Origin of the sequence: Peribacillus sp. NPDC076916 (assembly GCF_050269675.1) — a bacterium.
Taxonomy (GTDB): Bacteria; Bacillota; Bacilli; order Bacillales; family DSM-1321; genus Peribacillus; species Peribacillus aracenensis.
This window is the reverse complement of sequence record NZ_JBNNIU010000011.1, coordinates 40337-66236: the sequence shown is the minus strand read 5'-3', so window position 1 is coordinate 66236 and position 25900 is coordinate 40337. Positions and strand designations below refer to the sequence as shown.

Annotated in this window: 21 protein-coding genes and 1 pseudogene; 17 read left to right on the top strand and 5 right to left on the bottom strand. The window is 39.3% G+C overall.

Annotated elements, in window-relative coordinates:
- Window positions 1-348: 348 nt before the first annotated feature.
- Window positions 349-1236, top strand: a complete 888-nt coding sequence (locus tag ACQKFG_RS22760; RefSeq protein WP_427563150.1) for a S8 family peptidase — start codon at window positions 349-351, stop codon at window positions 1234-1236.
- A gap of 557 nt (window positions 1237-1793) precedes the next feature.
- Here ACQKFG_RS22760 and ACQKFG_RS22755 read toward each other — a convergent pair.
- A complete protein-coding gene (locus ACQKFG_RS22755) occupies window positions 1794-1922 on the bottom strand; it encodes a hypothetical protein (RefSeq protein WP_342615557.1) in 129 nt (42 codons plus the stop codon).
- Window positions 1923-1929: 7 nt separating this feature from the next.
- Here ACQKFG_RS22755 and ACQKFG_RS22750 point away from each other — a divergent pair.
- The 4 genes and pseudogenes from ACQKFG_RS22750 to ACQKFG_RS22735 form a co-directional block, all read left to right on the top strand.
- Window positions 1930-2132 (top strand): annotated as a pseudogene (locus ACQKFG_RS22750) (nucleoside transporter C-terminal domain-containing protein); the annotation flags it as partial.
- Window positions 2133-2408: 276 nt separating this feature from the next.
- The gene (locus ACQKFG_RS22745; RefSeq protein ID WP_192208237.1) at window positions 2409-2750 is read left to right on the top strand and encodes a metal-sensitive transcriptional regulator; all 342 of its coding nucleotides are present in this window, start codon (window positions 2409-2411) and stop codon (window positions 2748-2750) included.
- Window positions 2751-2766: 16 nt separating this feature from the next.
- Window positions 2767-2973, top strand: coding sequence for a copper chaperone CopZ (gene copZ / locus ACQKFG_RS22740; RefSeq protein ID WP_192204425.1), 207 nt, complete (start codon window positions 2767-2769; stop codon window positions 2971-2973).
- A gap of 74 nt (window positions 2974-3047) precedes the next feature.
- On the top strand, window positions 3048-5462 hold the full coding sequence (locus tag ACQKFG_RS22735) for a heavy metal translocating P-type ATPase (protein ID WP_427563147.1): 2415 nt from the start codon (window positions 3048-3050) through the stop codon (window positions 5460-5462).
- Window positions 5463-5651: 189 nt separating this feature from the next.
- On the opposite strand, the gene ACQKFG_RS22730 is transcribed toward ACQKFG_RS22735, so the two are convergent.
- On the bottom strand, window positions 5652-6155 hold the full coding sequence (locus ACQKFG_RS22730) for a DinB family protein (RefSeq protein ID WP_427563145.1): 504 nt from the start codon (window positions 6153-6155) through the stop codon (window positions 5652-5654).
- A gap of 747 nt (window positions 6156-6902) precedes the next feature.
- Here ACQKFG_RS22730 and ACQKFG_RS22725 point away from each other — a divergent pair.
- From ACQKFG_RS22725 to ACQKFG_RS22715, 3 genes are all read left to right on the top strand, one after another.
- Window positions 6903-7823, top strand: coding sequence for a patatin-like phospholipase family protein (locus ACQKFG_RS22725; protein ID WP_349729400.1), 921 nt, complete (start codon window positions 6903-6905; stop codon window positions 7821-7823).
- Window positions 7824-8722: 899 nt separating this feature from the next.
- Window positions 8723-10021 (top strand): MFS transporter, encoded by a 1299-nt coding sequence (locus ACQKFG_RS22720; protein ID WP_427563143.1) that lies wholly within the window; start codon window positions 8723-8725, stop codon window positions 10019-10021.
- A 21-nt stretch (window positions 10022-10042) separates the two neighbouring features.
- On the top strand, window positions 10043-11029 hold the full coding sequence (locus tag ACQKFG_RS22715; RefSeq protein WP_427563141.1) for a 2-hydroxyacid dehydrogenase: 987 nt from the start codon (window positions 10043-10045) through the stop codon (window positions 11027-11029).
- 484 nt (window positions 11030-11513) lie between these two features.
- Here the strand turns inward: ACQKFG_RS22715 and ACQKFG_RS22710 are convergent, their stop codons facing one another.
- Window positions 11514-11651 (bottom strand): aspartyl-phosphate phosphatase Spo0E family protein, encoded by a 138-nt coding sequence (locus tag ACQKFG_RS22710; protein WP_192204431.1) that lies wholly within the window; start codon window positions 11649-11651, stop codon window positions 11514-11516.
- A gap of 482 nt (window positions 11652-12133) precedes the next feature.
- On the opposite strand from ACQKFG_RS22710, the gene ACQKFG_RS22705 reads away from it, so the two are divergent.
- From ACQKFG_RS22705 to tatC, 3 genes are all read left to right on the top strand, one after another.
- On the top strand, window positions 12134-13876 hold the full coding sequence (locus ACQKFG_RS22705; RefSeq protein WP_427563139.1) for an alkaline phosphatase D family protein: 1743 nt from the start codon (window positions 12134-12136) through the stop codon (window positions 13874-13876).
- Window positions 13877-13946: 70 nt separating this feature from the next.
- Window positions 13947-14159: a twin-arginine translocase TatA/TatE family subunit gene (locus ACQKFG_RS22700; protein WP_063233420.1), complete on the top strand. Its 213-nt coding sequence runs from the start codon at window positions 13947-13949 to the stop codon at window positions 14157-14159.
- A 146-nt stretch (window positions 14160-14305) separates the two neighbouring features.
- Entirely contained in the window at window positions 14306-15007 is a 702-nt protein-coding gene (gene tatC, locus ACQKFG_RS22695) for a twin-arginine translocase subunit TatC (RefSeq protein WP_427563229.1), read from the top strand.
- Between the two features lie 123 nt (window positions 15008-15130).
- Here the strand turns inward: tatC and ACQKFG_RS22690 are convergent, their stop codons facing one another.
- Window positions 15131-16459 carry an MFS transporter gene (locus tag ACQKFG_RS22690; RefSeq protein ID WP_192204434.1) on the bottom strand — a complete coding sequence of 443 codons (1329 nt, stop codon included), beginning with the start codon at window positions 16457-16459 and terminating at the stop codon, window positions 15131-15133.
- 294 nt (window positions 16460-16753) lie between these two features.
- Window positions 16754-17959: an iron-containing alcohol dehydrogenase gene (locus ACQKFG_RS22685; RefSeq protein WP_427563136.1), complete on the bottom strand. Its 1206-nt coding sequence runs from the start codon at window positions 17957-17959 to the stop codon at window positions 16754-16756.
- 177 nt (window positions 17960-18136) lie between these two features.
- Between ACQKFG_RS22685 and ACQKFG_RS22680 the strand changes: the two genes are divergently transcribed.
- The 6 genes from ACQKFG_RS22680 (at window position 18137) to xsc (ending at window position 25854) form a co-directional block, all read left to right on the top strand.
- On the top strand, window positions 18137-19549 hold the full coding sequence (locus ACQKFG_RS22680; protein WP_427563134.1) for a sigma-54 interaction domain-containing protein: 1413 nt from the start codon (window positions 18137-18139) through the stop codon (window positions 19547-19549).
- A gap of 392 nt (window positions 19550-19941) precedes the next feature.
- On the top strand, window positions 19942-20574 hold the full coding sequence (locus ACQKFG_RS22675) for a YitT family protein (protein ID WP_349729403.1): 633 nt from the start codon (window positions 19942-19944) through the stop codon (window positions 20572-20574).
- Window positions 20575-20953: 379 nt separating this feature from the next.
- Window positions 20954-22366, top strand: coding sequence for an amino acid permease (locus tag ACQKFG_RS22670; protein ID WP_427563131.1), 1413 nt, complete (start codon window positions 20954-20956; stop codon window positions 22364-22366).
- Window positions 22367-22534: 168 nt separating this feature from the next.
- Window positions 22535-22990, top strand: a complete 456-nt coding sequence (locus ACQKFG_RS22665) for a hypothetical protein (RefSeq protein WP_427563129.1) — start codon at window positions 22535-22537, stop codon at window positions 22988-22990.
- A gap of 95 nt (window positions 22991-23085) precedes the next feature.
- Entirely contained in the window at window positions 23086-23916 is an 831-nt protein-coding gene (phnX, locus tag ACQKFG_RS22660) for a phosphonoacetaldehyde hydrolase (RefSeq protein WP_427563127.1), read from the top strand.
- A gap of 174 nt (window positions 23917-24090) precedes the next feature.
- Entirely contained in the window at window positions 24091-25854 is a 1764-nt protein-coding gene (gene xsc / locus ACQKFG_RS22655) for a sulfoacetaldehyde acetyltransferase (RefSeq protein WP_192204441.1), read from the top strand.
- Window positions 25855-25900: the final 46 nt, after the last annotated feature.

Genomic DNA, 25900 nt, shown 5'->3' with positions numbered 1-25900 from the left:
ATTAATATTTATACTAAGGTTCTGACTGAATGTGAATTTTCTCACCTTTATATAATACAATTTTTTGCCTAAGTAAACTAAAATATCAAATTAGACTAAGGTTTATAGCAAAAGCTTGTCTCCATTCATAGGATAAAGAAAGGCTGAAATCAATGTTATTGGATTCAGCTTTCCCAAACGGGTTTTAAGTGTGGTTTCCCTTATTTGTCATGATAAAAAAAGGCGATGCTTATGCCCGTTTTAGGGGTAATATGAAGGGAGAGGCTAAAATTGCCAAATGTTCAATTAGTACCCTTCCAAGTAGAAGGAATAACAGAAACCACTTCGGAAGTTCCAAGAGGTATTAAAATGATTCGTGCACGCTCTATTTGGAGAGAAGGGTTTAAGGGTGAGAACATTGTAGTAGCCGTAATCGATTCAGGATGCCAATCAGATCACCCTGATTTAATTGGTCAAATTATTGGAGGATATAATTTCACGGAAGATTATTATGGTGATCCCTTCAATTTTGCCGATAATAACGGACATGGGACTCATGTCAGCGGAACCATTGCAGCAGCAGAAAATGGTTTTGGAGTTGTAGGTGCAGCACCTAAAGCGAAGTTGCTGGTACTTAAGGTTTTAAATGGATCAGGAGAAGGAACAACAGAAAGCATTACTTCCGCTATAAATTACGCTGTCAATTGGACAGGCCCTAAAGGTGAAAAAGTACGGGTTATCTCTATGTCATTAGGGGGACCGGATGATGACCCGGCCTTACATTCGTCGATTATAAACGCCGTTCAATCCAATATAATGGTCGTGTGTGCCGCGGGTAATGAAGGTGATGGAAATGCCGAAACAAACGAGTACAGTTATCCAGCTGCATACGAGGAAGTTGTGGCAGTAGGCTCAGTTAACCTGCGTGAACGTATATCAAGATTTAGTAATTCTAATGGTGAAGTGGATTTAGTGGCACCAGGGGAGAAAATTGTATCAACCTTTCCTGGTAACCAATTTGCCGTCTTATCAGGTACATCCATGGCTGTACCACATGTGTCAGGGGCTGTTGCGCTTTTGATAAATAAATTTGAAACAAAACTTGGCCGTAAGTTAACAGAGGTAGAAGAATTTAATGAACTCTTAAATAATACAGTTTCACTGGGTAAACCAAAGACTCAAGAAGGGCATGGAATGCTGAAACTAAATCACCAGAAATTAGAAAATATTAAAAAGGTTTTAAGGGAGTTTACTTAACCTTACAGATAGAGAAAAGGTAAGTATATGATCCTAATTTCATGTATATGGGGTTAGAAACTCAAATAAAAAGAGATACAGACCAACCCTCTGAGAGTAACTAAGGGTTTTTTTTTATGTAAATTTTTTGCTTGTTGAACTACAATGAAAATAAAACTCTAGATGTTGCAAGTAGCTTCTACTTTATAACTTTCTATATTTCTCTGGCACTCTGGAATCGAATAAAGGAACTTCTTTTCTTATTTGCCGTACTTGCTCTAAATATAAAGTTGCCTTTAATTCACCAACTTCTTGATCAAATTCTGAACAACGTCTCCCCAGGGATCTACAATTTGTGAGGAACCTGCGAATTCCACTCCTATCTAACTGTGTGCCCGAACAATTTCACCCATTCCATTACAATAACGCACGATTAAAGATATCTTTACCGTCTAATACGGCAATCGAGCCACCTACCAAGTTTACATTAAACCTCTTACCCAGTGATTGTAAAAATTCAATTGATTACCATCCACTTTGCAGATTTCTTTTAATTCTTTTAACGCATAACCCGTAGATCACATTTCAGGAAGTACTACAACATCCAAATCATCACAGTAGTTAGCTTCTAACCGGCGTTCAATGATTTTCCTATTCTCTTCTGGATTCCCAACTTCTAAATCCATTTGAAATACTAAATATTTCATATTAGTCCTGGCTCCGCATACAGTAGCAGTTACGTACCTCACCTCATTTGCCAATTTCAGTACAGTTGGCATGATTTGATTTATGGTACGTTCAGTTCTATCTCCGATGATGAAAAATCGCACATTATCGGAAGGAATGTTTGGAAGCTGTTGCTTAGCGGCATGGCTGTCTCCTTGTTAAGTGCTATGATTGTTGGATTATTTGTTTGATAACCAATAAAAAATATATTACTTTTTTGTGTATTCAACTAAAAGGTGTGGAGTAAGAACATCCTTTATTTGCATCCCTAGCAGACTCATATAGCTCATCCTTTTTTGGTTAGCTTCGCATGGGGTATTTTGTGTGTAGTTTTGTTAAACAGACTAAGGAATAGATTTGCTTAAAAAGCAAAGAATAAAGAAATATTGACACAATAGCTTTTCTCTTTGCATAGGGTAGTAGGGTATGGTATATTTATTTTCGAGGAGGGATGGGAAATGGATGAAATGTTGAATGGTAGTAAAGATTCTGTAAATGAAGAAGAATGCTGTACGACCTCTTCCCACGGCCGAAAGAGTCATCACTCAGAAGCAGTAAAAAAGAATTTAACAACCCGGTTAAATCGAATTGAAGGTCAAATTCGCGGTATAAAGGGTCTTATTGAAAAAGATACGTATTGTGATGATGTGATTACCCAAATAGCAGCTACACAAAGCGCAATGAATAGTGTAGCCAAGATATTATTGGAAGGCCATCTAAGGAATTGTGTGGTCGAACGCCTGAATGAAGGGGATACAGAGGTTATAGATGAAGTGCTTGTAACGATACAAAAATTAATGAAAAAATAAAGGAGTAGATATTGAAATGGAAAATGTAACATTGAGTGTAAGTGGAATGTCTTGTGGTCATTGTGTAAATGCAGTTGAAGGGAATGTAGGAAAACTTGCAGGTGTTGAAAGCGTAAAAGTGCATTTGGAAGCAGGAAAAGTAGATGTAGCGTTTGATAAGGAAAAAGTATCACTTGAGAAAATAAAAGAAACAATTGATGATCAAGGCTACGATGTCGAATAAGTTATGGGAGTGCTGTTAAGCACTTTTTTTTACAAAAAATATACCCCATAGCGGTATAGGAAGGCGGGGATGATATGAGCGGCCAAATAAAAGAAACAACCATGCAGATTACAGGTATGACTTGCGCTGCCTGTGCTAACCGGATTGAAAAAGGGTTAAACCGAATGGAAGGCGTTGAGGAAGCCACCGTTAATTTGGCTCTTGAGAAATCGGTCATTAAATATGATACGGAAAAATTAAGTAACAAGGATTTTGAAAAGAAAATTCAAGATCTTGGCTATGATGTAGTAAAAGAGAAAAAAGAATTTACGATTACAGGCATGACTTGCGCTGCTTGCGCTAACAGGATTGAAAAAGGGTTAAATAAGCTGGATGGAGTAAGCATGGCCAATGTGAACCTTGCGCTTGATAATGCGACAGTCGAATATGATCCTTCCGAAGCCTCCCCAGTGGATATCATTAAACGGGTGGAGAAATTAGGGTATGGGGCAATCATCAAGGAAGATAACCCGGAATCAGTGGATTTCCGTCAAAAAGAAATTCAAAAACAAAAGAATACATTCATTTTTTCTGTCATATTATCATTTCCATTGTTATGGGCGATGGTAAGCCATTTTAGTTTTACATCTTTTATTTATATGCCTGATTTCCTCATGAATCCTTGGGTGCAAATGGCATTCGCCACCCCCGTGCAATTTCTGATTGGAAAGCAGTTTTATGTTGGGGCTTATAAAGCCTTGAAAAATAAAAGTGCCAATATGGATGTATTAGTCGCAATGGGAACATCCGCTGCTTATTTTTACAGTGTTTATCAGGCGATCATCTCGATGGGATCCCATCACAATACGGCACAACTTTATTTCGAAACTAGTTCGATTCTTATCACCCTCATTCTTTTAGGGAAGCTTTTTGAAGCAAAAGCAAAAGGACGTTCTTCCGAAGCCATCAAAAAATTGATGGGGCTTCAGGCCAAAACGGCACTGGTGTTAAGGAACGGGGAAGAACGTGAAATACCACTTGAGGAAGTCATCGTGGGAGATACGATTTTGGTGAAGCCGGGTGAAAAGATTCCTGTCGATGGTGAAGTAGTCGAAGGGAACTCTGCCGTTGATGAATCCATGTTAACGGGTGAGAGCATTCCGGTGGATAAAACAAACGGGGATACTGTGATCGGTTCAACATTGAATAAGAATGGTTTTCTCAAAATGAAAGCGACAAAGATCGGCAGGGATACAGCTCTATCTCAAATCATAAAAGTGGTCGAAGATGCTCAAGGGTCCAAAGCTCCGATCCAACGTCTTGCTGACCAAATTTCCGGTGTCTTCGTTCCCATTGTTGTCGGAATCGCCCTTTTAACTTTTCTGGTTTGGATGATATGGGTTAACCCTGGAGAATTCACACCAGCTTTTGAGGCGATGATTGCAGTGCTAGTCATAGCCTGTCCATGTGCTTTAGGTCTGGCCACTCCCACATCCATCATGGCAGGATCAGGTCGGGCCGCTGAATTCGGTATTTTATTTAAAGGCGGGGAACACTTGGAGTCCACACACCATATAGATACAGTCATTTTGGATAAAACGGGAACAGTGACAAATGGTGCCCCTGTGCTGACCGATGTCCTCATCGAGAACGGTATGGAAGAAGAACAGTTTTTATCTCTAATCGGCGCAGCTGAAAAACAATCTGAACACCCTCTTGCGCAATCGATCGTTCAAGGAATTCAGGCAAGACAGATATCACTAGCTGCGATTGAGGAATTTGAAGCGATTCCAGGATACGGTGTGAGAGCTGTAGTGGATCAAAAAGTGTTGTACGTCGGAACGCGTAAATTGATGAAGCAAAATAACGTGGATATTACTAAGGCCCTAACAGCGATGGAAGCATTTGAAGAGCAAGGGAAGACAGCAATGCTCGCTAGCATTGAAGGTGAATATGCAGGACTCATTGCCGTTGCCGATACGATAAAAGATACCTCGCAAACGGCGATTGAAAGGTTGAAAGCAATGGATATCCAGGTCATCATGATAACCGGGGATAATCAAAGGACAGCAAATGCCATCGGCCATCAAGTGGGCATTGACCAAGTGATTGCAGAAGTCCTTCCTGAAGGGAAAGCGAAAGAAGTGAAGAAACTGCAGGCCGCCGGTAAAAGGGTGGCAATGGTCGGGGATGGGATAAATGATGCTCCCGCGCTGGCACTAGCCGATATAGGAATGGCTATAGGAACCGGAACGGACGTAGCCATGGAAGCTGCCGATATCACTTTGATCCGGGGTGATTTGAACAGTATTGCAGATGCAATCCTCATGAGCCGGAAAACGATGCGGAATATCAAACAAAACCTATTCTGGGCTTTTGCCTATAACGTGATCGGGATACCAATTGCGGCAATCGGACTGCTTGCCCCCTGGTTAGCTGGTGCTGCCATGGCTTTCAGTTCTGTATCAGTCGTATTGAATGCACTTCGCCTTCAACGGGTAAAGCTCTAAAGATATAATGAAGATATTTGTACTGACTGAATATACCCATGCCACGAGCGTTTGGATTTTCATTCCAGATAAAAGCCGATGATTCCTTGGCAAGTGAATCATCGGCTTTCAATTGGAATAGCCGTGCTTTTTTTATATTTATAGCGACTCCTAAATGATGTTCCTTCATACTTTCGGTTGCCAAACCGCTTATTTTAAACAATAAAATACATAATCGGTTGGTGCGCCACGCTCGCCTTGTTGATGGAGCATCGCTGATACATTACCGCGATGGTAGGTCCCATGATTCACTACATGATGGATGAGGTCGGCAAGTATAAACTCACATGCCCCCATTTTGGGATGTTCGGTTACAATGGTCCGTTCAAGATCAGGCTGGGAAGCAAGAAAATCATAATAATCCTTTGCAAGTTCATCAAAGCGGGATTCCAGTTCATGTATTGAGACTCCGTCCACTTCTTTTCGCCGTTGTTCAACTTTCATAAAAGTATCTTGAACGGTGCTTCCTTTCATTATCTCCAGCCAGGTAATATCTGTTGCGTAAAGGTGAACAAGGACTTCCTTTATGGACGGAAAGACACTTTTTATCGTGTCGCCAAAGACTGTGTCAGGTAATTGTTTTAGGTTTTGGAACACTTGCTGATTAGCCCACACGTGGTAATCATACATTTTCCTTGCACGATTCATTTCCATTTTTTCACTCCTTCAATTGTTACATATCCTTTTCGACATAATTAAAAAAATACCTCTATAAAAAATAACGGTCATCCTTTAAAGAAAAGTACTTTTTTAATAAGTGAATAAATTGGTTTTTCACCAAAAAGTACTTGTTTATAGAAAGTTTTTCATATAGGCAGCCTTTTACTGACTTGCCTTCTTTAATGAATCAGTCTATTAAGTATAGTAAGGCAAGCAATAAAATAAAATTTAGTACTAAAAAAGAAGTAATGGGGTAGACACTTTACTATTTTGTTACCCATTTTGAGATTAGATGAAGGGTATCAGATAATTTGTCCATGCCAATGCCTCGTTTTAAACATAGCATGATAGAAGATGCCATCCTATTACTTTTATTAAGTTGATTACCATCAATGTTGCGTTCACCACTGTTAGAACGTCTATCCACTCTTTATATAGTAGTAGAGCCAGAGAAAATGATTAAGGGTTTCCCAAGTAAGGAATCCACAGACATGCAGTAATGATAAAGGTGTTAAAAAACAAAAATGAATGGATATGCAACCAATGGTCAATCAGGGATGGAACATAACTAGCGAATTTGTTAGAAAAATAGAACCGTCATTAATTTCAACCATCGATGTCAAGCGGTTTTATACTCCAACTGAGGGGGCTGATTTTTGGAATCTAAGAATGTGAAAGTTCGCTTTATATGAAAATATTGTTAATAATTATAATAACTCTTATCGAGAGAGGTGGATAAAAATGAAAGCAGATGCCGTTTTTGAAGGTGGGGGTGTCAGGGGAATTGCTTTTATTGGAGCGATACAAGCAATGGAAGAGGAAAAAGTAGAATGGGAGAGACTTGCTGGGACATCAGCAGGAGCATTAATCGCAGCTCTTTTGGCTAGTGGCTATAAAAGCCATGAAATTAGAGAGCGGTATAGTGAAATCAACTATTCGAAGATGCGAGGCAGGACATTACTGAATCGTATTCCCATTTTGGGCGTATTTTTGGAACTTAATGTTCATCTTGGGATTTTTAAAAATGACTATTTGGAAACATGGGTGGATTCTCTTCTTTCAGAAAAAGGGATTAAGACATTCGCGGATCTTCCAGATGGAAAGTTGAAGATAATTGCGTCTGATGTTTCGAATGGTCAGATGCTTATTTTGCCAGATGATTTGGAACGCTATGGGATGTCTCCTGCTGATTTAAAAGTTTCAACTGCCGTAATGATGAGTGCCTCCCTACCATTTTTCTTCCGTCCGGTTATTTGGAAATCAAAAGACCGGAAAAAATCCTACATTTTAGATGGTGGTTTACTTAGTAACTTCCCAATATGGATTTTCGATACAGACAATCCTCGCTTTCCAACATTCGGATTCCATTTTGTGAAAGATAAAGTTAACATAGATCCGGTTATACCAACGCCAATCCACCTTTTCAAAAATATATTTAAAACGATGCTTCAAGCCCATGATTTACGACATATGAACGAAGAAACGATTGAACGAACGATTCAAATTCCTACTGGCGGCATCAACGCAACGGACTTTGAACTGAGTGAGGAAGAAATCGACTTTCTCTATCAGTCAGGCTATACTTCTGCAAAAGAATTTTTGTCTGAGTGGGATTTTGAACAATATAAGCACAAACGGATGCAAAGAGTAAAAAATAAGTAGGAGAAACAATACGCTATCTTTCCAAATAGGTGTAAGAGGGGGGACAAGGAGCTGTTACAACAGCTCTTTTTTTATTGAACTAACGATCACTAGTTTAATAGGAGGCATAGTTGTCCTGTGCTTAAAAGCAATAATTTGAAATGCGAAATCATAAAAAATCAACCTGAGATATTATTTTAGAATTTTTAAAATGAATAAACGGAAATAAAAGAATAAAAATAGAAAACAACGTTGGAGATTAAGATATACCATATATGAACTTTACTTACCAGATTCATGAGGTGAATAATCGAACAAATCCTTTACACTATAAATTATGAAATTCAATGAAAAGATCCTAAAAGGAGTGGAGATAGGAGTAACTCAATGTCACTGTGTGGAACGGATGATGAGCCAGACTTTCATTCCTCTGTTAAAAATGCTGTTAAAAAATATAGTTGGAGAAAATGTGCGAAGGGATGGAATCTTCACTATAAATGAAAACAGTATTCCGGGGGCTTATCAGGAAGTGTAGAAACTTCATTAACCATCCCAGCTTCCATTAAGATTTAATGATACCAATAGAAAAGTGGCTTCAGCAGCGCTTGCTTATTCTATAGAAAAATAATAAAAAGCGTCACTAAACCTTTCTTCCCCACATGACATGAAACGTATACTAGGAATATTGTCCCGAAAATAAGAATAAAGATTGACAATCACACATCCTCATAATACGATACTTTACAGAATAAAAAGAATTTTCTTTTTTCTTTTTTTGTCGCGAAACAAAAACCGAGTTTTATATTATAGAACAATAACCTCCTTGTTTATACATATTCTCCAAGCGTGAACTCTGATTTTTTGTAATTTTGGAAGCGCTGCCAATTACGGCGTTTTATATAACAAGGGGGGGAAAAGGTATGGAAGCAAAAATGGAAACAAAGCAAGAAAAGCCAGTGAATATTGGCCGGAAATTTCGATGGACCGTCGTCATCTGGTTATTGATTGGGGGAATAATCAACTATCTAGATCGGGCTAACCTCTCCATCGCAGCTCCCGAAATGATGAAGGATCTCGGACTAAGCGTTACCGAAATCGGGTTATTGGGAACCTTTTTTTCTTGGAGTTATGCATTAATGCAGCTTCCTTCCGGCTGGCTGATTGATCGGTTCGGGACCAAAAAGGTGTATACAATTGCTCTGATTTGGTGGAGCGGTGCGACCATTTTAACCGGAGCCGTTCATAAAATGAGTTCATTTATTGCTGCACGGATTTTACTTGGAGTGGGAGAAGCACCGTGTTTTCCGACGATGGCTAAGATCACTTCGTATTGGTTTCCAAAAAAAGAACGAGGTTTGGCAACTGGAATTTGGGATTCTTCGTCCAAATGGGGACCAGCCATTGCACCGCCAATTCTCGTTTTCATCATGGTGACTTTTGGGTGGAGAGCGCTGTTTTATATTACGGGTGTGATCGGCATCATCTTTGCGATCGGTTTTGTTATTTTTTATAAAAATCCTGAAAAAAGCCAAAAACTTTCCAAGGAGGAATTTGATTACATTAAGTCGGAAGGCGGTGGAGTGGAGCAAGGCATTCAATCATCAAAAATAAAATGGGGTTCGTTATTTAAATATCGAAGCGTGTGGGGGATGATTCTGGGCTTCTTCTGTACCATTTGGATCTGGAATATTTTCCTTGTCTTCCTTCCCCTTTATTTGTTTGATGTTCATCATGTCTCACTTAAAGAAATGGGTATATATGCTGGTATTCCTTGGCTTGGCGGAATCTTTGGCAATATTTTCGGAGGATATCTTACTAAAAAATGGGTGGACAAGGGAATTACTACACCTATTAAAGCAAAGCGTGCCTTAATCAGTGTATGTGCCATCTCGGCCGCTATCGTTGTATGTGCAGTTCCACTTGTCAAAGGGCTCGCCATCACCTTAACATTACTGACCCTTGCTCTTTGTTTTATTTCTGCCATTACAGGCAGTGCGTGGGCACTTGCCGGTGACATTGCTCCTCCTTCCATGGTTGCTTCCGTAGGTGCAATTCAGAATTTTGGCGGTTATTTTGGCGGAGCCTTTTCCCCTGTTGTGGCAGGCATGATAGTGGATGCAACTGGTTCGTACTCTCTTGCCTTTATATCTGGCGGGTTAATCGCCGGATGCGCCGCAATCTGTTATTGGTTCATTGTAAAACATCCTATTCAAGAATAGGGTAACCGAGGAGGACATAAATTGATGCCAAAAGTGTATATAGCAAGACCGGTACCGCCCGAGGTAGAGGCATTTATTTCGAAGTATTGCCAGTATGAAAAATGGAACGGCCCTGAACCAATCACCAGAAGCCAGCTGTTAAAGGAAATTTCCGATGTGGAGGGACTGCTCATCACCGGAGAAAAAATAGATGATGAATTACTGGACCATGCACCATGTCTAAAGACTGTCAGCAATATCTCGGTAGGCTACAACAACTTTGATCTAGAGGCAATGAAAAAGAGAAGCATAATCGGTACAAATACACCTGATGTTCTCAATGAAACCGTGGCAGATTTAGCTTTAGCTTTAATGCTCTCCACAGCCCGGCGTATTCCGGAACTGGACAAGCTTGTAAAGGATGGCAAGTGGGGAAAAAAAGGCGATGAACCCCTCTTTGGCGTTGATGTTCATGGAAAAACATTGGGCATCATCGGTATGGGGAGAATTGGTGAATCTATTGCAAGACGATGCAAATTCGGTTTTAACATGGAAGTTTTGTATTATAATCGGCGAAGAAAACCCGAAGTGGAGGAAACGCTCAGTACAACCTACTCCTCTTTAGAGCACCTTTTACGGGAATCCGATTTCGTCCTTTTAATGGTCCCTTATACTCCGGAGACAAGGCATCTTTTGGGACGGGAGCAATTCGCACTGATGAAAAAATCCGCAATCTTCATCAATACATCCCGCGGTCAGACGGTGGACGAAAAGGCCCTCATTGAAGCACTGCAAAATAAGGAAATCCTTGCAGCCGGTTTGGATGTATTTGAACAGGAACCCGTATCGCCTGACAATCCGCTTTTAGCCATGCCGAACGTGGTTACCCTGCCGCATATAGGTTCAGCTACTTATCAAACACGATTTGACATGGCCATGCTTGCGGCGAAGAACATCGTTGCAGCGGTTTCCGGAAGGGAGGTAAGCAATGTTGTCCCTGAATTGAAAGGGCTTCAGTCACTAAAATAGTGAAAAATCATTAACACATAGGAAATATTAGGTTGTCCAAGACAATTTACAAGAATCGTTGATATTTTAACACTCATACCATTCATAAACTTAGATGAGGTAGATAGTTTTTTATTAAATGCAGGACATAAAAGAAAATTCGGTAAAATTTGGCATCCATTCATTTTGGATGCTTTTTAAATGGGGAGAATAAATGTGTTCAAATTGACCCTGAATTCTACGGCACAATTCCTACCAACAAAATAAGACGTAGAAGCCTTGACTAGGAAGCATTAGGTTAGAAGGGGTGATCATTCATTAGTATATTACAGAAAGATAGTTCACGGGTCCAAGAAAAGAAAACGAGGTGATTAAGTAAGAGAAATAAGCTGCATGAACTACATAGTGACTATTAAAAATAATTCTGAAATAACTCCAAGTGTAGTTGTAATGATTTCAAGATTATTAGTAGAACTAGACATAATCTAAATCATTTGGTTCTTTTTCACTTCTTAAGTAAATTCAACAGTTTATCTAGTTCCTGACTTTTATATAATGTTGTTGGGGCTGTAAAACCATAAATCATTCCTGTAGATATTAACTCTTTCCTCAATATCTCAATTTTTTCATTTAATTCTTCCATACTCTCCAATGCAGAATCCCTCAAGTACTTTCATTTTTTATTATGAAACCATTATTACATAAATTAGGATGCTTTTAAATAAAAAGTGAGTGATTACTCATAAAATATTGGAGCATTCGTTAGTTTGATTCCGGACTTTGCTTTTTATTCTACTAATTCGCAGACTTCATTAGACTTACATAGACAGATTATAAGTTTATTAAAGATTTTTCATTGTAAAAATAACCCATGGCAGTTATTTGTAACGATTAAATAAATGATTCATGAAGAAAAAATAGGCCGAAAGACTGTCGTTGTATGTAAAATTTTGTAGGGCTATGTAAATGTATTAGTGAATCAGATCTTTTTTAATGTTTAAAGAGATCCATAAGTCCTGCATGAAAATCCCTAATTGGAAATTTGTTGATTTACATTTATTCATATACCTTTAAAAGGGCCATACTATACTTGAACCAGATTCAAATAATAGGAGGGAAAGATCAATGAATAATGAAAGAGCAATGGATGATTTAATTAAGAATTGGAGCGAATTAGGTAAGAACATGGACCGCCGAAACTTTATCCAGGGAGCAAGTAAGCTTGCCGGACTTTCATTAGGTCTTGCCCTTGCCCAATCAATGGGTGGCATTGAAGTGAATGCTGCCCCGAAATTCAGTGATTATCCATTTACTCTCGGTGTAGCTTCAGGTGATCCGCTTTCTGACAGTGTAGTTTTATGGACAAGGTTGGCACCTGATCCGTTGAATGGCGGAGGAATGCCAAAAGAAGCCATTTCCGTTAAATGGGAAGTGGCAAAGGATGAGAATTTCAGAAAGATTGTCCAGCAAGGCAAGGAAATAGCCAGGCCGGAACTTGGCCACTCCGTTCATGTGGAAGTAAGCGGGTTAAAACCTGAAAAGGTCTATTTTTACCGTTTTAAAAGCGGAGGGGAAGTAAGTCAGACTGGGAAAACGAAAACACTTCCGCCAATAGGTTCAAGTGTATCGAGCTTGTCATTCGCGTTTGTTTCATGCCAGCAATTTGAGCATGGTTATTATACGGCCTATAAACATTTGGCAAAAGAAGATTTGGATATTGTCTTTCACCTTGGCGATTATATATATGAATATGGACCAAATGAATATGTTTCTTCTTCAGGTAATGTACGTGTACATAGTGGTCCGGAAATCATCACGCTTGAGGATTATCGAAATAGGTACGCACAATACCGCTCTGATACCCATTTAAAAGCGGCACACGCAGCTTTCCCATGGGTCGTGACTTGGGATGATCATGAAGTTGAAAACAATTATGCAAATGTCATCCCGGAAAAAGGACAATCCGTAGAAGCATTCATCAAGAGAAGGGCCGCCGCCTATCAAGCTTACTATGAGCATATGCCCCTTCGTAAATCATCTTTGCCCAAGGGAGCGGATATGCGGTTATACAGAAATTTCACATATGGCGATCTGGCCTCTTTCTTTGTATTGGACTCCCGTCAATACCGGGATGATCAGGCAAACGGCGATGGAAGTTCCCCGCAAACGCCTGAGTCACTTGATCCGAAACGGACATTGCTAGGTCCAGAGCAGGAACAGTGGTTAACTGACAATCTATCAAAATCAAATACGAAGTGGAACGTTTTGCCTCAGCAGATTTTCTTTGCACAAAGGAATTATGGAACACCAACCGCTCCCAAATTCAGCATGGATTCCTGGGATGGATACCCGGCTGCTCGCGATCGTTTAATTGATGTAATCAAAAGAAACAATCTGGAAAATCTGGTCGTGTTGACGGGTGATGTACATGCAAGCTGGGCAGCCAATCTAAAGGCGGATTTCGATGATCCAAATTCAAAGATATTCGGTGTGGAGTTTGTCGGAACCTCCATCACATCTGGTGGAAATGGAGCAGATAAGCGTGCGGATACGGATAAAATACTAAGCCAGAATCCACATATCAAGTTCTTTAATGATTACCGGGGGTATGTCCGATGCAAAGTAACCCCAGAACAATGGAAGGCGGATTACCGAGTAGTCCCATTCGTGACAGAACCAGGTGCGGACATATCGACAAGAGCATCCTTTGTTTTTGATAAGGATCAAACAGGGCTGCGAAAGGTTGCATCAGCAGCAGTTATGGAAGGTGTACAAAAAACGAACGAAGTCGAGGAAGATCGGACACGTGCCCATAATCGCGCACATGAAAAACAAAGAATGAAAAAGCAAGGGAAAATGATTAATTGATAGCGAACGATAATGATGCTTGATAAGAATATAGCGAAGAAAAATGAGAAAATCAGAGGAGTGAATAAGGATGCTTTCAAATATAGGAATACCAGGTTTGGTGATTGTCCTCGTAATTGCACTGATTATTTTTGGACCGTCTAAGCTGCCGGAAATCGGCCGTGCCTTTGGCCGGACATTGTCCGAATTCAAAAGTGCAACAAAAGGATTGGTGAATGATTCAGAAAAAGAGGATGAAAACGAGAATAAAGCCGCATTAAGAGCTGTAAAAAAAGAAGGGTGAAGTAAATGAAATATAGCGGGCGGAAAGACTCGCCTGCTTCTTTTCATGAAAAGAGTTCGAGGGGAAGTGCTATTTGCAATCGTGCAAGAAATATCTAAAAAGGAGGAGTGAAGGTGGAAAGTAAGGATTTACAAGTTATTGAACATATGGAAGAGCTCCGAAGCAGAATCATTAAAACGCTGATAGGTTTTCTGGCTTTTTTCATAGTGAGTTTCATATTCGTACAGGATATTTATGAACTGCTCATTAAGGATTTGGATGGAAAGCTTGCTGTGCTCGGACCAAGTGAGATCCTATGGGTATACATGATTATCGCTGCGGTTTGTGCAATAGCTGCAACGATTCCGCTAGCAGCCTATCAGTTATGGCGTTTTGTGGCTCCAGCGCTGAAACCGGAAGAGAGAAGAGTTACATTTCGGTTCATACCCGGACTCTTCATTCTATTCGTCACAGGTATCTCATTTGGATATTTTGTGTTGTTTCCAATAGTGCTGGGTTTCCTCACTTCCCTATCGGCCGGGCAGTTCGAGATGATGTTCACAGCGGAAAAGTATTTTCGGTTCATGATTAATTTGATCTTACCTTTCGGGGTTTTATTCGAGATGCCGCTTGTGGTCATGTTCCTGACCAGATTAGGCATCATCAATCCAACAGTGTTGAAAAAGTCTCGTAAGATTTCTTATTTCGTCCTGGTTGTCATCTCGGTCCTGATTACGCCTCCAGATATAATTTCGGACATTTTGGTCATCGTCCCTTTACTTGTGCTTTATGAAGTGAGTGTACAGCTGTCCAATATGGTTTATCGAAAAAGGCTAATGAAAGATGAGGCAGCCTTACCTGTTACATGAAATGGCTAATCTACAACCTAAGAAACATTTCTTGGGAAATAGTCATTGAACACAAAAAGTTGAGGGGCATATCCCTCAACTTTTTTATTGCGGAATAATAATTGATGGAAATAATTTGATCATTTATCCTTTTTTTATCATAGCTTCAGACTTTATATTTGGAGTGGATTTAAGTTTTTTGTTGTTACCAATCCACCAAACCGATATTGCGCTTACTAAACCAGCAAAAGCGACATACAAGCTTAGTAAAATGGGAGATCCATTATTATATCCTAATAATGCAGTGGCAATGATAGGAGTCAAACCACTTGCGAAAATCCCTGAAAATTGGTATACGAAAGACATCCCAGTGTATCTGACAGGAGCATCGAATAGCTCTGCAAATAAAGCAGCCTCAGGCCCATAAACAGATGAATAAAAGATTCCCAGAGGGATGATGAGAGCCAACCAGATTACAAGGGTGCTGCCATTACTGTTCGACATTATCCAAAAAGCAGGTAGTGCAGAAAGTCCTGTTACAAGACTACCAATTAAATAGGTTCGAGTTCTTCCAAGCCGGTCAGATACATGACCGAAGATAGGAATGAAAAAGCACATGACAAATGCTGCTGCGGACACACCGAGTAATGCCTCGGTACGTGATAGATCAAGGGAGTTGGTTAAATAGGTAATTGAAAATACACCCATAACATTAAAGAACACGCCGTCTATATATCTTGCACCCATGCCAGCCAGTACATTACCAGTATTATTTTTCCACATGTCCTTTATAGGCATGTTAGATTCTATGTTATTTTCCTTCACTTTCTTAAACTCAGGCGATTCAGAAACATTAAGTCGAATCCATAAACCAAGGAATATCAATATGGAACTAAGCGCAAAAGCTGTTCGCCATCCCCATGACATGAACTGACTGTCAGATAAAGTAGAAGAAAGTACTCCCACAACCCCAGATGCCAAAAGCAAGCCTATTGATAGTCCAATTTGAGGCAAACTTGCATATAGCCCCCTTTTTTTTATGGGTGCATGTTCAAAAGTCATTAGTACAGCACCGCCCCATTCACCGCCAAGGCCAATCCCTTGCAATATTCTTAAGATAAGCAAGCAGATAGGAGCCCAGATGCCAATTTGGTTGTAAGTGGGTATAAGGGCAATTAATACAGTACTCCCGCCCATAATGCCTAAACTGGTTATCAACATGCTTTTCCGACCGATTTTGTCTCCGAAATGACCAAAAATTAATCCTCCCACCGGTCGGGCTATGAACCCCACAGCAAAGGTGGCATAGGCTAACAAAGTGGATACGATCGGATCATCAGTAGGAAAGTATAGCTTATTGAATACAATTCCAGCGACTACACCGTAAAGGAAAAAGTCATACCACTCAATCGTTGAACCAATGAGACTAGCCCCCACCACACGTGAGAGTGTTTTACCCTTTTTTATTTCCATCTCTTTTCCTCCCTAATATTGATAAATTCATAAAAATGGTAGAAATATGAAGAGGAGAACAATAAAGTATTCAATTATATTTCCATAAATATTAATTTGAGTGGGGGACAATATGATCGATATATTTACCAGTTCCTGATAACCCTAATAGTGAATTTGGCATTGTTTTCAATATGCTTTCTTAAGCAGTAAGTTTTTATTTGTGAATGTATTTATTCAGATCAACTTTTGGGCACTTCAATTAAAGTTAAAACTTTCAGGTTAGCCGGATAGTATGCGCTTTCATTTTTTGTATTACTTAATTTTTATTTTTGGTACAGTTTGTGAATTTCGGCTAGATAGTTTCTCAGCTAATAAGTGAAAAACATTCTGTATGTCCTGCTCAGTCGGAACTTTTCTATTGGTCGCTATTCCATTACCTGAAAGGGCATCAGAAACTAATGCTGGAATTTCGGCAATTAACTTTTGGGTGTCTATATATTTAAGTCCGTCATTCCAAACTCCGAACTTTTCATTATATTCTTCTAGTGCAGAAATAGGAAATGATGTAAGTTTTTCTTCATTAAGAGAAGGGGAGGCGCCAAGTGCCAATGCAATTTCCGCCAATTGTTCTTGGCAGGAATCTAGGCTGAATTCAATAACGAAGGGCATCAGCAATGCTACGCTTAGTCCATGTGGAATGTGGAACCTCGCTCCTAACGCTCTTCCTGTTGCATGGGCCAAATTTGTAGAGGCATTTGAAAAAGCGATGCCTGCATAACAGCTAGCCAACATCATTTCTCTTCTAGAATCGATATTTGAACCATCCTCAAAAACATTTGGTAGTGATTTTTCGATTAGTTTAATAGCTTCAAGAGAGAATAATTTGGTCATGACGGTTGCCCTATTCGAAAGAAGGGCTTCAATAGCATGTGAAAGAGCATCGAGTCCTGTATAGACCGTAAAATTGGGGGGGAGGCTTAAAGTTAATTCCGGATCTAAAATTGCCACATCAGGAACTAGGTCCGGGTGACTTGGATTCATTTTTATATTCGTAACAAAATCCGTGATAACCATAATTTTAGTAACTTCAGATCCGGTTCCAGAAGTTGTAGGAACTGCAAAAAGAGGGAGCCGATCTAGTTTTTTGTAATTAGGTATGCCATTCCATTCAGTATCCATTGATTTACCGAAAACAGATAATGCCTTTGCTAAGTCGATGGCACTGCCTCCGCCTATGCCAAGTACACAGTCTCCCTGAAAATCATTGAAATGCGTTAATGCGTCTTCCACATGTTTGGTAGACGGTTCTCCAGAAAAATTTGTGAAAAGTTTAAATTCTATGCCGCTTTTCATTAAGATAAGGCTTATCTTTTCATGGAGATTCAAAGGAGGTCTAGCCAAGAAAGAGTCCATGAGAATGAAAACTTTTCTCCCTCCTTTTGAACTAATTAGTTTCCCTAAATAATGAATGGCACCATTTTCAACCAATATATTCCGAGGTAAATCAAGTATAGCCATTTTATCACCCTTTTCTAAGATTTGTTAAAGAATGTAACTAATAAAATACTAATGCAAGAAACATGCCGAACTTGGAGTATTGGGATAATTGTACAAAAATGGTGTTCCATAAAAAATAATGGTGTTGAATTGTCACCATCCTGGTAATAAAATGACTACAAAAGGAGGCGAATAATAATGAGGATTAATGAACTTCTAGAAAAGGTACAACAATTAGAGGCAACCAATAAACTAATGCGTACAATCATTGACTTTTCCTCTGACGGACTTTATGTGGTGGATGAAGATGGAATCACTATAGAAGTTAATAAGGCATATGAAGAAATGACAGGAATAAATCGTAATGAAGTTATAGGGGAAGATATTAGAGATTTAGTAATATTGGAGTATTTTGATGAATCAGCTGCGTATATGGCATTACAGTCTAAGAACACTACCACTATCATGCAAAAAATCAATAAATGTAAATATTTTGTAGCAACGGCTACTCCTGTCTTCGATAATTCAAAGAAAAAGGTAAAAATGATAGTTACGAGTGTAAGAGATATAACTTATTTGAATCATTTACAAAGTCAAACAAGAAAAATGGAACTTGATAAAGAAATTGACGCAAAACAAAGCATGAACCATCCGCTAATTATTTTTCAAAGTAAGCAAATGCAGACATTAATAGAAAAGGCAAAAAAAATTGCTGCATTTCCAACATCTGTACTCATTACAGGTGACTCTGGGACAGGTAAAGAAGTGTTGGCTAATTACATTCATCAGTACAGCAGACAAAAAGATTCTCCTTTCATTAAGGTGAATTGTGCATCCATCCCATCTGAATTATTTGAATCGGAATTATTTGGATACGCTGATGGAGCATTTACGGGAGCTAAAAAAGGTGGAAAGGCTGGCTTTTTTGAAAAAGCGAATTTTGGTACCATTCTATTAGATGAAATTGGAGAACTTCCATTGTTGATGCAAGCCAAATTACTTCGAGTTCTTCAAGATCAAGCTATTACCCGTATAGGTGATACAAGGTCAATTCCTCTAAACTTTCGTTTAATTTGTTCGACCAATAAAGACCTAAGGGAACTTATTAATAAAAAGCAATTCAGAGAAGATTTATGGTATCGGATTAATGTAGTCCATCTAGATATACCACCGTTATTAAAGCGGAAAACTGATATTTTACCTTTAATTGACTATTACCTCAAGAAGCTTTGTGAGCAGTTCGGGTTAATAAAAAAAATAATGCCTGAAACGATAAAGCTTATGGAAAGTTACCAATGGCCAGGAAATGTTCGTGAGCTGAAAAATATATTAGAGTATTTGGTGGTATCAACATCAGTACCTTCCATATTGCCTAGGGACCTGCCCGAACATATTAGGGATAATTGGAAATTAGAAAGCGATACTGAATATGAGAATAATATATCCCCCCCTAGTCATCTTAATTTAAAGGATGCAATGAATCAATTTGAAGCTCAGATAATCTTAGATGCCCTAAAATCCTCACCAAGCATTCGAAAAGCAGCTTTTAAACTCGAAATTGACCATGCAAATCTAATTAGAAGAATGAAACGCCTTGGGATTCAGTATTGAAGCACTAAATTATATAAAAATATTGCCCATAGAGGATTTGCACCCAAAGTCATTACCTCTGGTTAAATTTTATACCCCTTCAAGAGAATTCTGGATATTTATGGAGGAAGCGCAACTTTTCTAGATAATCATGTTTCTGCAATTTATATTCCCCTTTAAATCACACACAAAATTTTAAAAAACGACCACTATCATAAGATAATTTCCAACATAAAAAAGGTAATTGGACATTCCAATGGAAACATAAGAATGTGATTGTAAAGATATCGAAAGGTGAAAGGTCCGAAATAATTGGAGTAAGCGATGGATGTGTATTCTATGGTTCAAGTATAAATATATATTTAGGGGGGAAAAAGCATTATCAAAATATCGAACGGGATGGTGAGAAGTTTATGAAGGATATAGTGAAAATTATCGCAGGAAACATTTCCATGACCTTTGCCTATGCTTTTTTAATCGTTCCCAATGAAATTATCAATGGCGGGGTAACTAGCTCGGCATTATTATTGAATGCATTATCGGGTTATAACATTGCCTTGCTAGCCAATTTCGTTACAGGTTTACTGTTAATCATCTGTTTAGTTTTTCTAGGGAAAGAGTATTTTTTTAAGTCGATCGTAAGTTCGCTAAGCTATATGGCTTTTTTTAATTTTTTTTATTCATGGAAGATTAATTTCGATATGAATATCGCGTTAGTGATTATCATTTCGTCGATTTTGATAGCGATAGGATATTATTTATGTATAACAGCAAATGCCTCCACTGTTGGCTTTGACGTGATCGCCTTAATTTTACATCATAAAAATGAAAAAATAGATATTGCAGCGACAATAAGAATTATCAATCTTATCGTACTGATATTGGGCCTTCTTGTTTACGGTTATACATCGATCGTTAAGGGAATTGCATTTACATTGCTTTTTTCATACCTTCTAAAGATAATGCTGGATAGGAAGCAGAATACCGTTAAATTAGCAACGGAAAGTGTGTTAGATGAATCCTCCAAGGTGAAAGAAGTAAAATGAAAAGTATTAGAGGTTTGCAGTATTAATGGGAACCTTTTTATTTGAAAATTTTCATTTTGTTATCTAAATATTCTGATTTTTAAATTGACTTTAAAAAAATCAGAGTGTATTATACACATAGTAAGTGGTCCTAACATCATGACGTAGTGATGTTATATCCGCTTCGAATGTCAAAATAGCCTTAAGGAAGGGGGAATAATGATATAGAATCTTAAGTTCATAGCGTCATCTCCTGTGTTGTTTTTAAAATGCCATGTTTCCAAGTTCCCACTATCTTTGTGAAAATGTAAAGGACAGGCAGTTAAAAAAGCCTTGTTATTACATGCAAGTAGCGATTATTTTAGTTGATTCCCCAAAATATTGAAAGTTGGTGGAGGGTATGAAACATCAACAGGAAGAACTGAAACCAGGCCTGAAACAAAGACATTTAACGATGATATCCTTAAGTGGTGTCATAGGCGCTGGTTTATTCGTAGGAAGTGGTATCATTATTGGTCAAACGGGCCCCGGGGCGATATTATCATATGTTTTGGCAGGCTTGATCGTTGTTCTAGTCATGAGGATGCTTGGGGAAATGGCCACAGTGAATCCCAATACTGGATCTTTTGCCGTTTATGCAAGAGAGGGGATTGGTGAATGGGCCGGTTTTACAACAGGTTGGTTATATTGGTTCTTTTGGGTTATCGTCATTGCTTTGGAAGCAACAGCGGGGGCTGCAATCATACACAGCTGGCTTCCTTCCGTTCCCGTCTGGGTCATAAGTCTATCTTTGATTATCTTATTGAAACTGACGAATATTTTTTCCGTAAAATCGTTTGGTGAGTTCGAATACTGGTTTTCAATCATTAAAATAATCAGTATCATCCTATTTTTGTGCCTGGGTGTGGCAGTTATATTAGGGTTAATCCCAACGATAAAACCACCTGGTGCTTCCAATCTTCTGAATTTTGGAGGTTTTATTCCGAACGGGTTAAGTTCTGTACTAGTTGGCGTCGCAATTGTATTTCATGCATTTGTTGGAGTGGAGATTCCAGCGATTGCCGCGGGTGAGACGAGTGATCCGGTTAAGTCGGTTAGAAGTGCATTGAATAGTGTGGTATGGCGAATCCTGATTTTTTATATTGGTTCCATCGCTATTCTAGTGACGCTATTACCTTGGAATTCGGCTTCTTTGCTGAAAAGCCCATTTGTTGCCGTACTTGAAATGATGGGAATCCCTTCTGCTGCCCTGATCATGAATATAGTGATTCTCATTGCACTGCTTTCCTGTTTGAATTCGGGGTTATATACGAGTTCACGCATGTTATTTTCACTTGCACAAAAGGGTGATGCTCCAAAGTTATTTTCAAAAGTGAGCAAGAACGGTGTCCCTATATTGGCTGTAGTCGGCTCTACATTATTTGCCTTTATCAGCACCATTTTCAGTTATGTCTCACCTGATAAAATCTTTTTCTTTTTAGTGAATTCCTCGGGTGGAGTCGGAATTCTGGTTTATCTGGCCATTGCGGTTTCCCATCTCCGATTAAGGAAGAGAATGGAGAAAGAAAATCCCGGAATTTTCAAGATCAAAATGTGGTTATTCCCTTATTTGACTTATGTAACCATATTTTCCATGGTTTCAGTGTTGATATTAATGGCATTTATCGATTCGCAACGCCCACAGTTTATCTTTACCATGCTATTTAGCTTGATCGTTATCTGTTCATTCTTTTTCCTTCGGAGAAAAAAGGCGAAGTATATGGAGAATGAATTAAATATTGTTCCTGGTTCCCCTAATTCTGAAAAATTATAGCTTTTGCTCTATACCATTTTAAGGAAATGTTCGTTTACTTCTATGGAACTCCTCAGACAAAATTCTTCAATCACTAAACAGCTAGAATATGATTCCCATAGAAAAAGAGAGTTGTGCCAACAGGTGCTTGGCGCCATCTGTCTTTTAAATCATGAAGGAGGGATTATGTTGAATGGTTTCCGTGTAATGACTAGTGGGGTTATCCTTGGAGCCATGTTGCTGTCAGGCTGCAGCAATTCAAGTGAACCGGACGAGGCTCAACAAGAAAAAAGTCCAGTCTTGAATGAAAATCCGGATGCAAATACGGGTGAAACCCAAAATGCAGAGGTTATTAAAAAAGGTGTCGGCGATGTGATTCAATCCATAAAAGGATTGGAATCAGAAATAAGTACGGAGGCGGATTCAGGGAAAATTCAAGAAATGGGAAAAGAGATCAGTTCTACATGGGATTCGATAGAAAAGCAAGTGGAAGATGAATACCCCGATTGGTATGAACGGATTGAGAAAAACCTTTACCCATTAATTGGGGAGTCCGGGAATGCGGATAAGGACCTTGAAAAAATGAAACGTCTCTCTGAGGCGACTAAAGAAGATTTACAGTTATTTTTGGAAAAAGTGAAATGAATTCTCTTTATACCCAGGTCATCACCAGTGGGGTATTTACGGGTTTAGCAAGTTTGGTGATTTAAAGGAGGTAAGGATAAGGAGGGGAACATAGGTTGGAAAGTGCAAAAGAATGTAAAGAGGTTCAGGCAGTGATCTTTGATTGGGCAGGAACGACGGTGGATTATGGATGTTTTGCGCCGGTCCAAGCATTTGTCGAGATATTCAGGATAAGGGGAATAGAAATTACGATTAAGGAAGCAAGGGAACCTATGGGTTTATTGAAAATGGATCATATTATGGAACTCCTGAAAATGAAACGAATCTCCAATTTATGGATTGCCAAATTTGGGAAAGAACCGGACGAAAGAGATCTAAAATCATTGTATAGGGACTTTGAGGATTTGCTTTTTAAGGTTCTCAAGGAAAACGCCAAGCCAATACCAGGCGTAATTGAATTAGTCAGACGTTTAAGGCAGCAAGGAATAAAAATCGGTTCGACGACAGGGTATACTCGGGAAATGATTGATGTTGTTAAACAAGAGGCGGAAAAATGGGGCTATCAACCAGATTCCATTGTTGCGTCTAACGAGGTGCCTGCAGGAAGGCCTGCCCCTTGGATGTGCTTTAAGACGGCGATGAATCTCGAAGTGTATCCACTCAGCAAAATCGTTAAAGTCGGCGATACGATCAGTGACATCAAGGAAGGCATTTCTGCGGGAATGTGGACTGTTGCCGTATTGAAAGGCGGCAGTGAAATCGGCCTTTCAGAAGCGGAAATCAACGAAATGGACCCATATGAACGGCAAAAACGGATGAAACATGCAGAAAATCGTTTTTGGAATGCAGGAGCTGATTTCGTAATTGATGAAATAGGTGATTTATTGGAAATCATCGATCGGATCAACTACAGATTGACAGAAAAAAAGGATGTATTTATTGGTTAAGGAAGATTCAAATACATGAGTTAATGACTATGATGATTAAAATTTTTAAATAAATTCAAAATATTCAATTTATTCATTGACTGTTTCATCCAATGGTAGTAATATACATCTTATAACTGGTACGGACGTCGCAACGTCATTATCAGAAATAACTATAATTAAGGAGAATGTGCTATGGTCGAAACAAAAATGTTAAGAGGAACGAAAGTTAAAATGACACCAAGTGAAGCCATCGTTGAGACATTAGTGGCCGAGGGAGTTAAACATATCTCGGGAATTCTGGGATCTGCTTTCATGGATATGCTTGATTTATTGCCAACTGCAGGCATCCGTTTCATTGGGGTCCGCCATGAACAAAGTGCAGCACATATGGAAGATGCCTATTGTCGTGTCTCTGGTGTTGCAGGAGTTGTCATCGGGCAAAACGGACCTGGAATGACGAATATGGTCACCTCTGTTGCAGCGGCCAATCAAGCTCATACTCCAATGGTGGTCATATCACCTTCTGCTGGTACACCAACGGTTGGCTGGGATGGATTCCAAGAATGTGATCAGGTTTCCATCTTCAAGGCCATCACTAAGGAAACGGTTAGAGTGACACACCCAGGTCGGGTCGCTGATTGCCTTAGGACAGCATTTCGGATTGCCTATGCCGAAAGGGGACCGGTTTTATTCGATATCCCCCGTGATTACTTCTATGGTGAAGTGGAAGATCAAATACTTCAACCACATCAATATCGCGTAGATGAACGGGGCTGCGGATCTTCTGCATCTTTGGATAGAGCGGCAGAAATTTTAGCTAAGGCTGAGTATCCTGTCATTATTTCCGGTAGGGGAACGGTTGATTCAGATGGCATCGAGGAAATTAAGAATATTGCAGAATATTTAACAGCACCGGTGGCTGTCTCCTATATGCATAATGATGCTTTTCCTGCTGATCATCCATTGTCAGTCGGCCCAATCGGTTACATGGGATCAAAGGCAGCCATGAATACACTAAAGAAAGCGGATGTCATATTGGCGGTCGGTACAAGGTTATCGGTTTTTGGAACTTTACCATGCTATGACATTGATTATTTCCCTAAAGATGCACAAATCATCCAAATAGATATTAATCCAAGGCAAATAGCGAGGACACACCCTGTGGAAGTGGGGATCATCGGAGATGCCCGTGAGGCGAGCCATGAAATCTTGAAACGGTTGAAGGCCAGTAATCCTAACCTAAAACAAGAAAAAAAGCGGATGGTCGAAGTAACGAATGAAAAACAAAAATGGGAAGAAGAATTGGTGAATCTTGCGATGATCGATGGAACCCCGATCAATCCGCGTCGAGCCCTTTTGGAATTGACTAAAGTATTGCCTGAAAATGCTATCGTTACAACAGATATCGGTAATGTATCGTCAACTGCAAACGCTTACTTAAAATTCAATCAGAGCCGCAGGCATATCGCTGCGCTTACATTCGGGAACACGGGATTTGCTTACCCATCTGCACTTGGTGCCAAGTTAGCTGAACCTAACACGCCTGTTTTAGCCATTGTTGGAGATGGCGCGTGGGGCATGAGCTTGCATGAAGTGAGTACGGCCGTTGAAGAAAACATTCCGGTCATAGCATGTGTGTTCAATAATAATGCATGGTGTGCAGAGAAAAAGAATCAGGTTGATTTCTATAATAATCGTTTTGTAGGGGCGGATATCCAAAATCCTGATTTCGCGGAAGTTGCCCGATCAATGGGTGCTGTTGGTATTAGAGTGGAAAAACCTGAGGAGTTAGGCGCAGTCATTGAAGAAGCAATAAAATCAAATAAACCGACGGTCATTGATATACAGGTGGATGGAACACAATTAGCTCCACCATTTAGAAAAGATGCTCTAAAAATGCCTACTAGATTATTAGAAAAATATTCTCATTTAGATCATAAAAACTGGGATAAATAATGGTGTGAAAAGGTGATATGGCAGGTGCGATGACTTGATGAAATTT

Bases quoted from the DNA above. Each gene is read 5' to 3' on its own strand.
- ACQKFG_RS22760 (WP_427563150.1), top strand. From the start codon at position 349: ATGATTCGTGCACGCTCTATTTGGAGAGAAGGGTTTAAGGGTGAGAAC.
- ACQKFG_RS22755 (WP_342615557.1), bottom strand. From the start codon at position 1,922: ATGAAATATTTAGTATTTCAAATGGATTTAGAAGTTGGGAATCCAGAA.
- ACQKFG_RS22745 (WP_192208237.1), top strand. From the start codon at position 2,409: ATGTTGAATGGTAGTAAAGATTCTGTAAATGAAGAAGAATGCTGTACG.
- copZ (WP_192204425.1), top strand. From the start codon at position 2,767: ATGGAAAATGTAACATTGAGTGTAAGTGGAATGTCTTGTGGTCATTGT.
- ACQKFG_RS22735 (WP_427563147.1), top strand. From the start codon at position 3,048: ATGAGCGGCCAAATAAAAGAAACAACCATGCAGATTACAGGTATGACT.
- ACQKFG_RS22730 (WP_427563145.1), bottom strand. From the start codon at position 6,155: ATGGAAATGAATCGTGCAAGGAAAATGTATGATTACCACGTGTGGGCT.
- ACQKFG_RS22725 (WP_349729400.1), top strand. From the start codon at position 6,903: ATGAAAGCAGATGCCGTTTTTGAAGGTGGGGGTGTCAGGGGAATTGCT.
- ACQKFG_RS22720 (WP_427563143.1), top strand. From the start codon at position 8,723: ATGGAAGCAAAAATGGAAACAAAGCAAGAAAAGCCAGTGAATATTGGC.
- ACQKFG_RS22710 (WP_192204431.1), bottom strand. From the start codon at position 11,651: ATGGAAGAATTAAATGAAAAAATTGAGATATTGAGGAAAGAGTTAATA.
- ACQKFG_RS22705 (WP_427563139.1), top strand. From the start codon at position 12,134: ATGAATAATGAAAGAGCAATGGATGATTTAATTAAGAATTGGAGCGAA.
- ACQKFG_RS22700 (WP_063233420.1), top strand. From the start codon at position 13,947: ATGCTTTCAAATATAGGAATACCAGGTTTGGTGATTGTCCTCGTAATT.
- tatC (WP_427563229.1), top strand. From the start codon at position 14,306: ATGGAAGAGCTCCGAAGCAGAATCATTAAAACGCTGATAGGTTTTCTG.
- ACQKFG_RS22690 (WP_192204434.1), bottom strand. From the start codon at position 16,459: ATGGAAATAAAAAAGGGTAAAACACTCTCACGTGTGGTGGGGGCTAGT.
- ACQKFG_RS22685 (WP_427563136.1), bottom strand. From the start codon at position 17,959: ATGGCTATACTTGATTTACCTCGGAATATATTGGTTGAAAATGGTGCC.
- ACQKFG_RS22680 (WP_427563134.1), top strand. From the start codon at position 18,137: ATGAGGATTAATGAACTTCTAGAAAAGGTACAACAATTAGAGGCAACC.
- ACQKFG_RS22675 (WP_349729403.1), top strand. From the start codon at position 19,942: ATGAAGGATATAGTGAAAATTATCGCAGGAAACATTTCCATGACCTTT.
- ACQKFG_RS22670 (WP_427563131.1), top strand. From the start codon at position 20,954: ATGAAACATCAACAGGAAGAACTGAAACCAGGCCTGAAACAAAGACAT.
- xsc (WP_192204441.1), top strand. From the start codon at position 24,091: ATGGTCGAAACAAAAATGTTAAGAGGAACGAAAGTTAAAATGACACCA.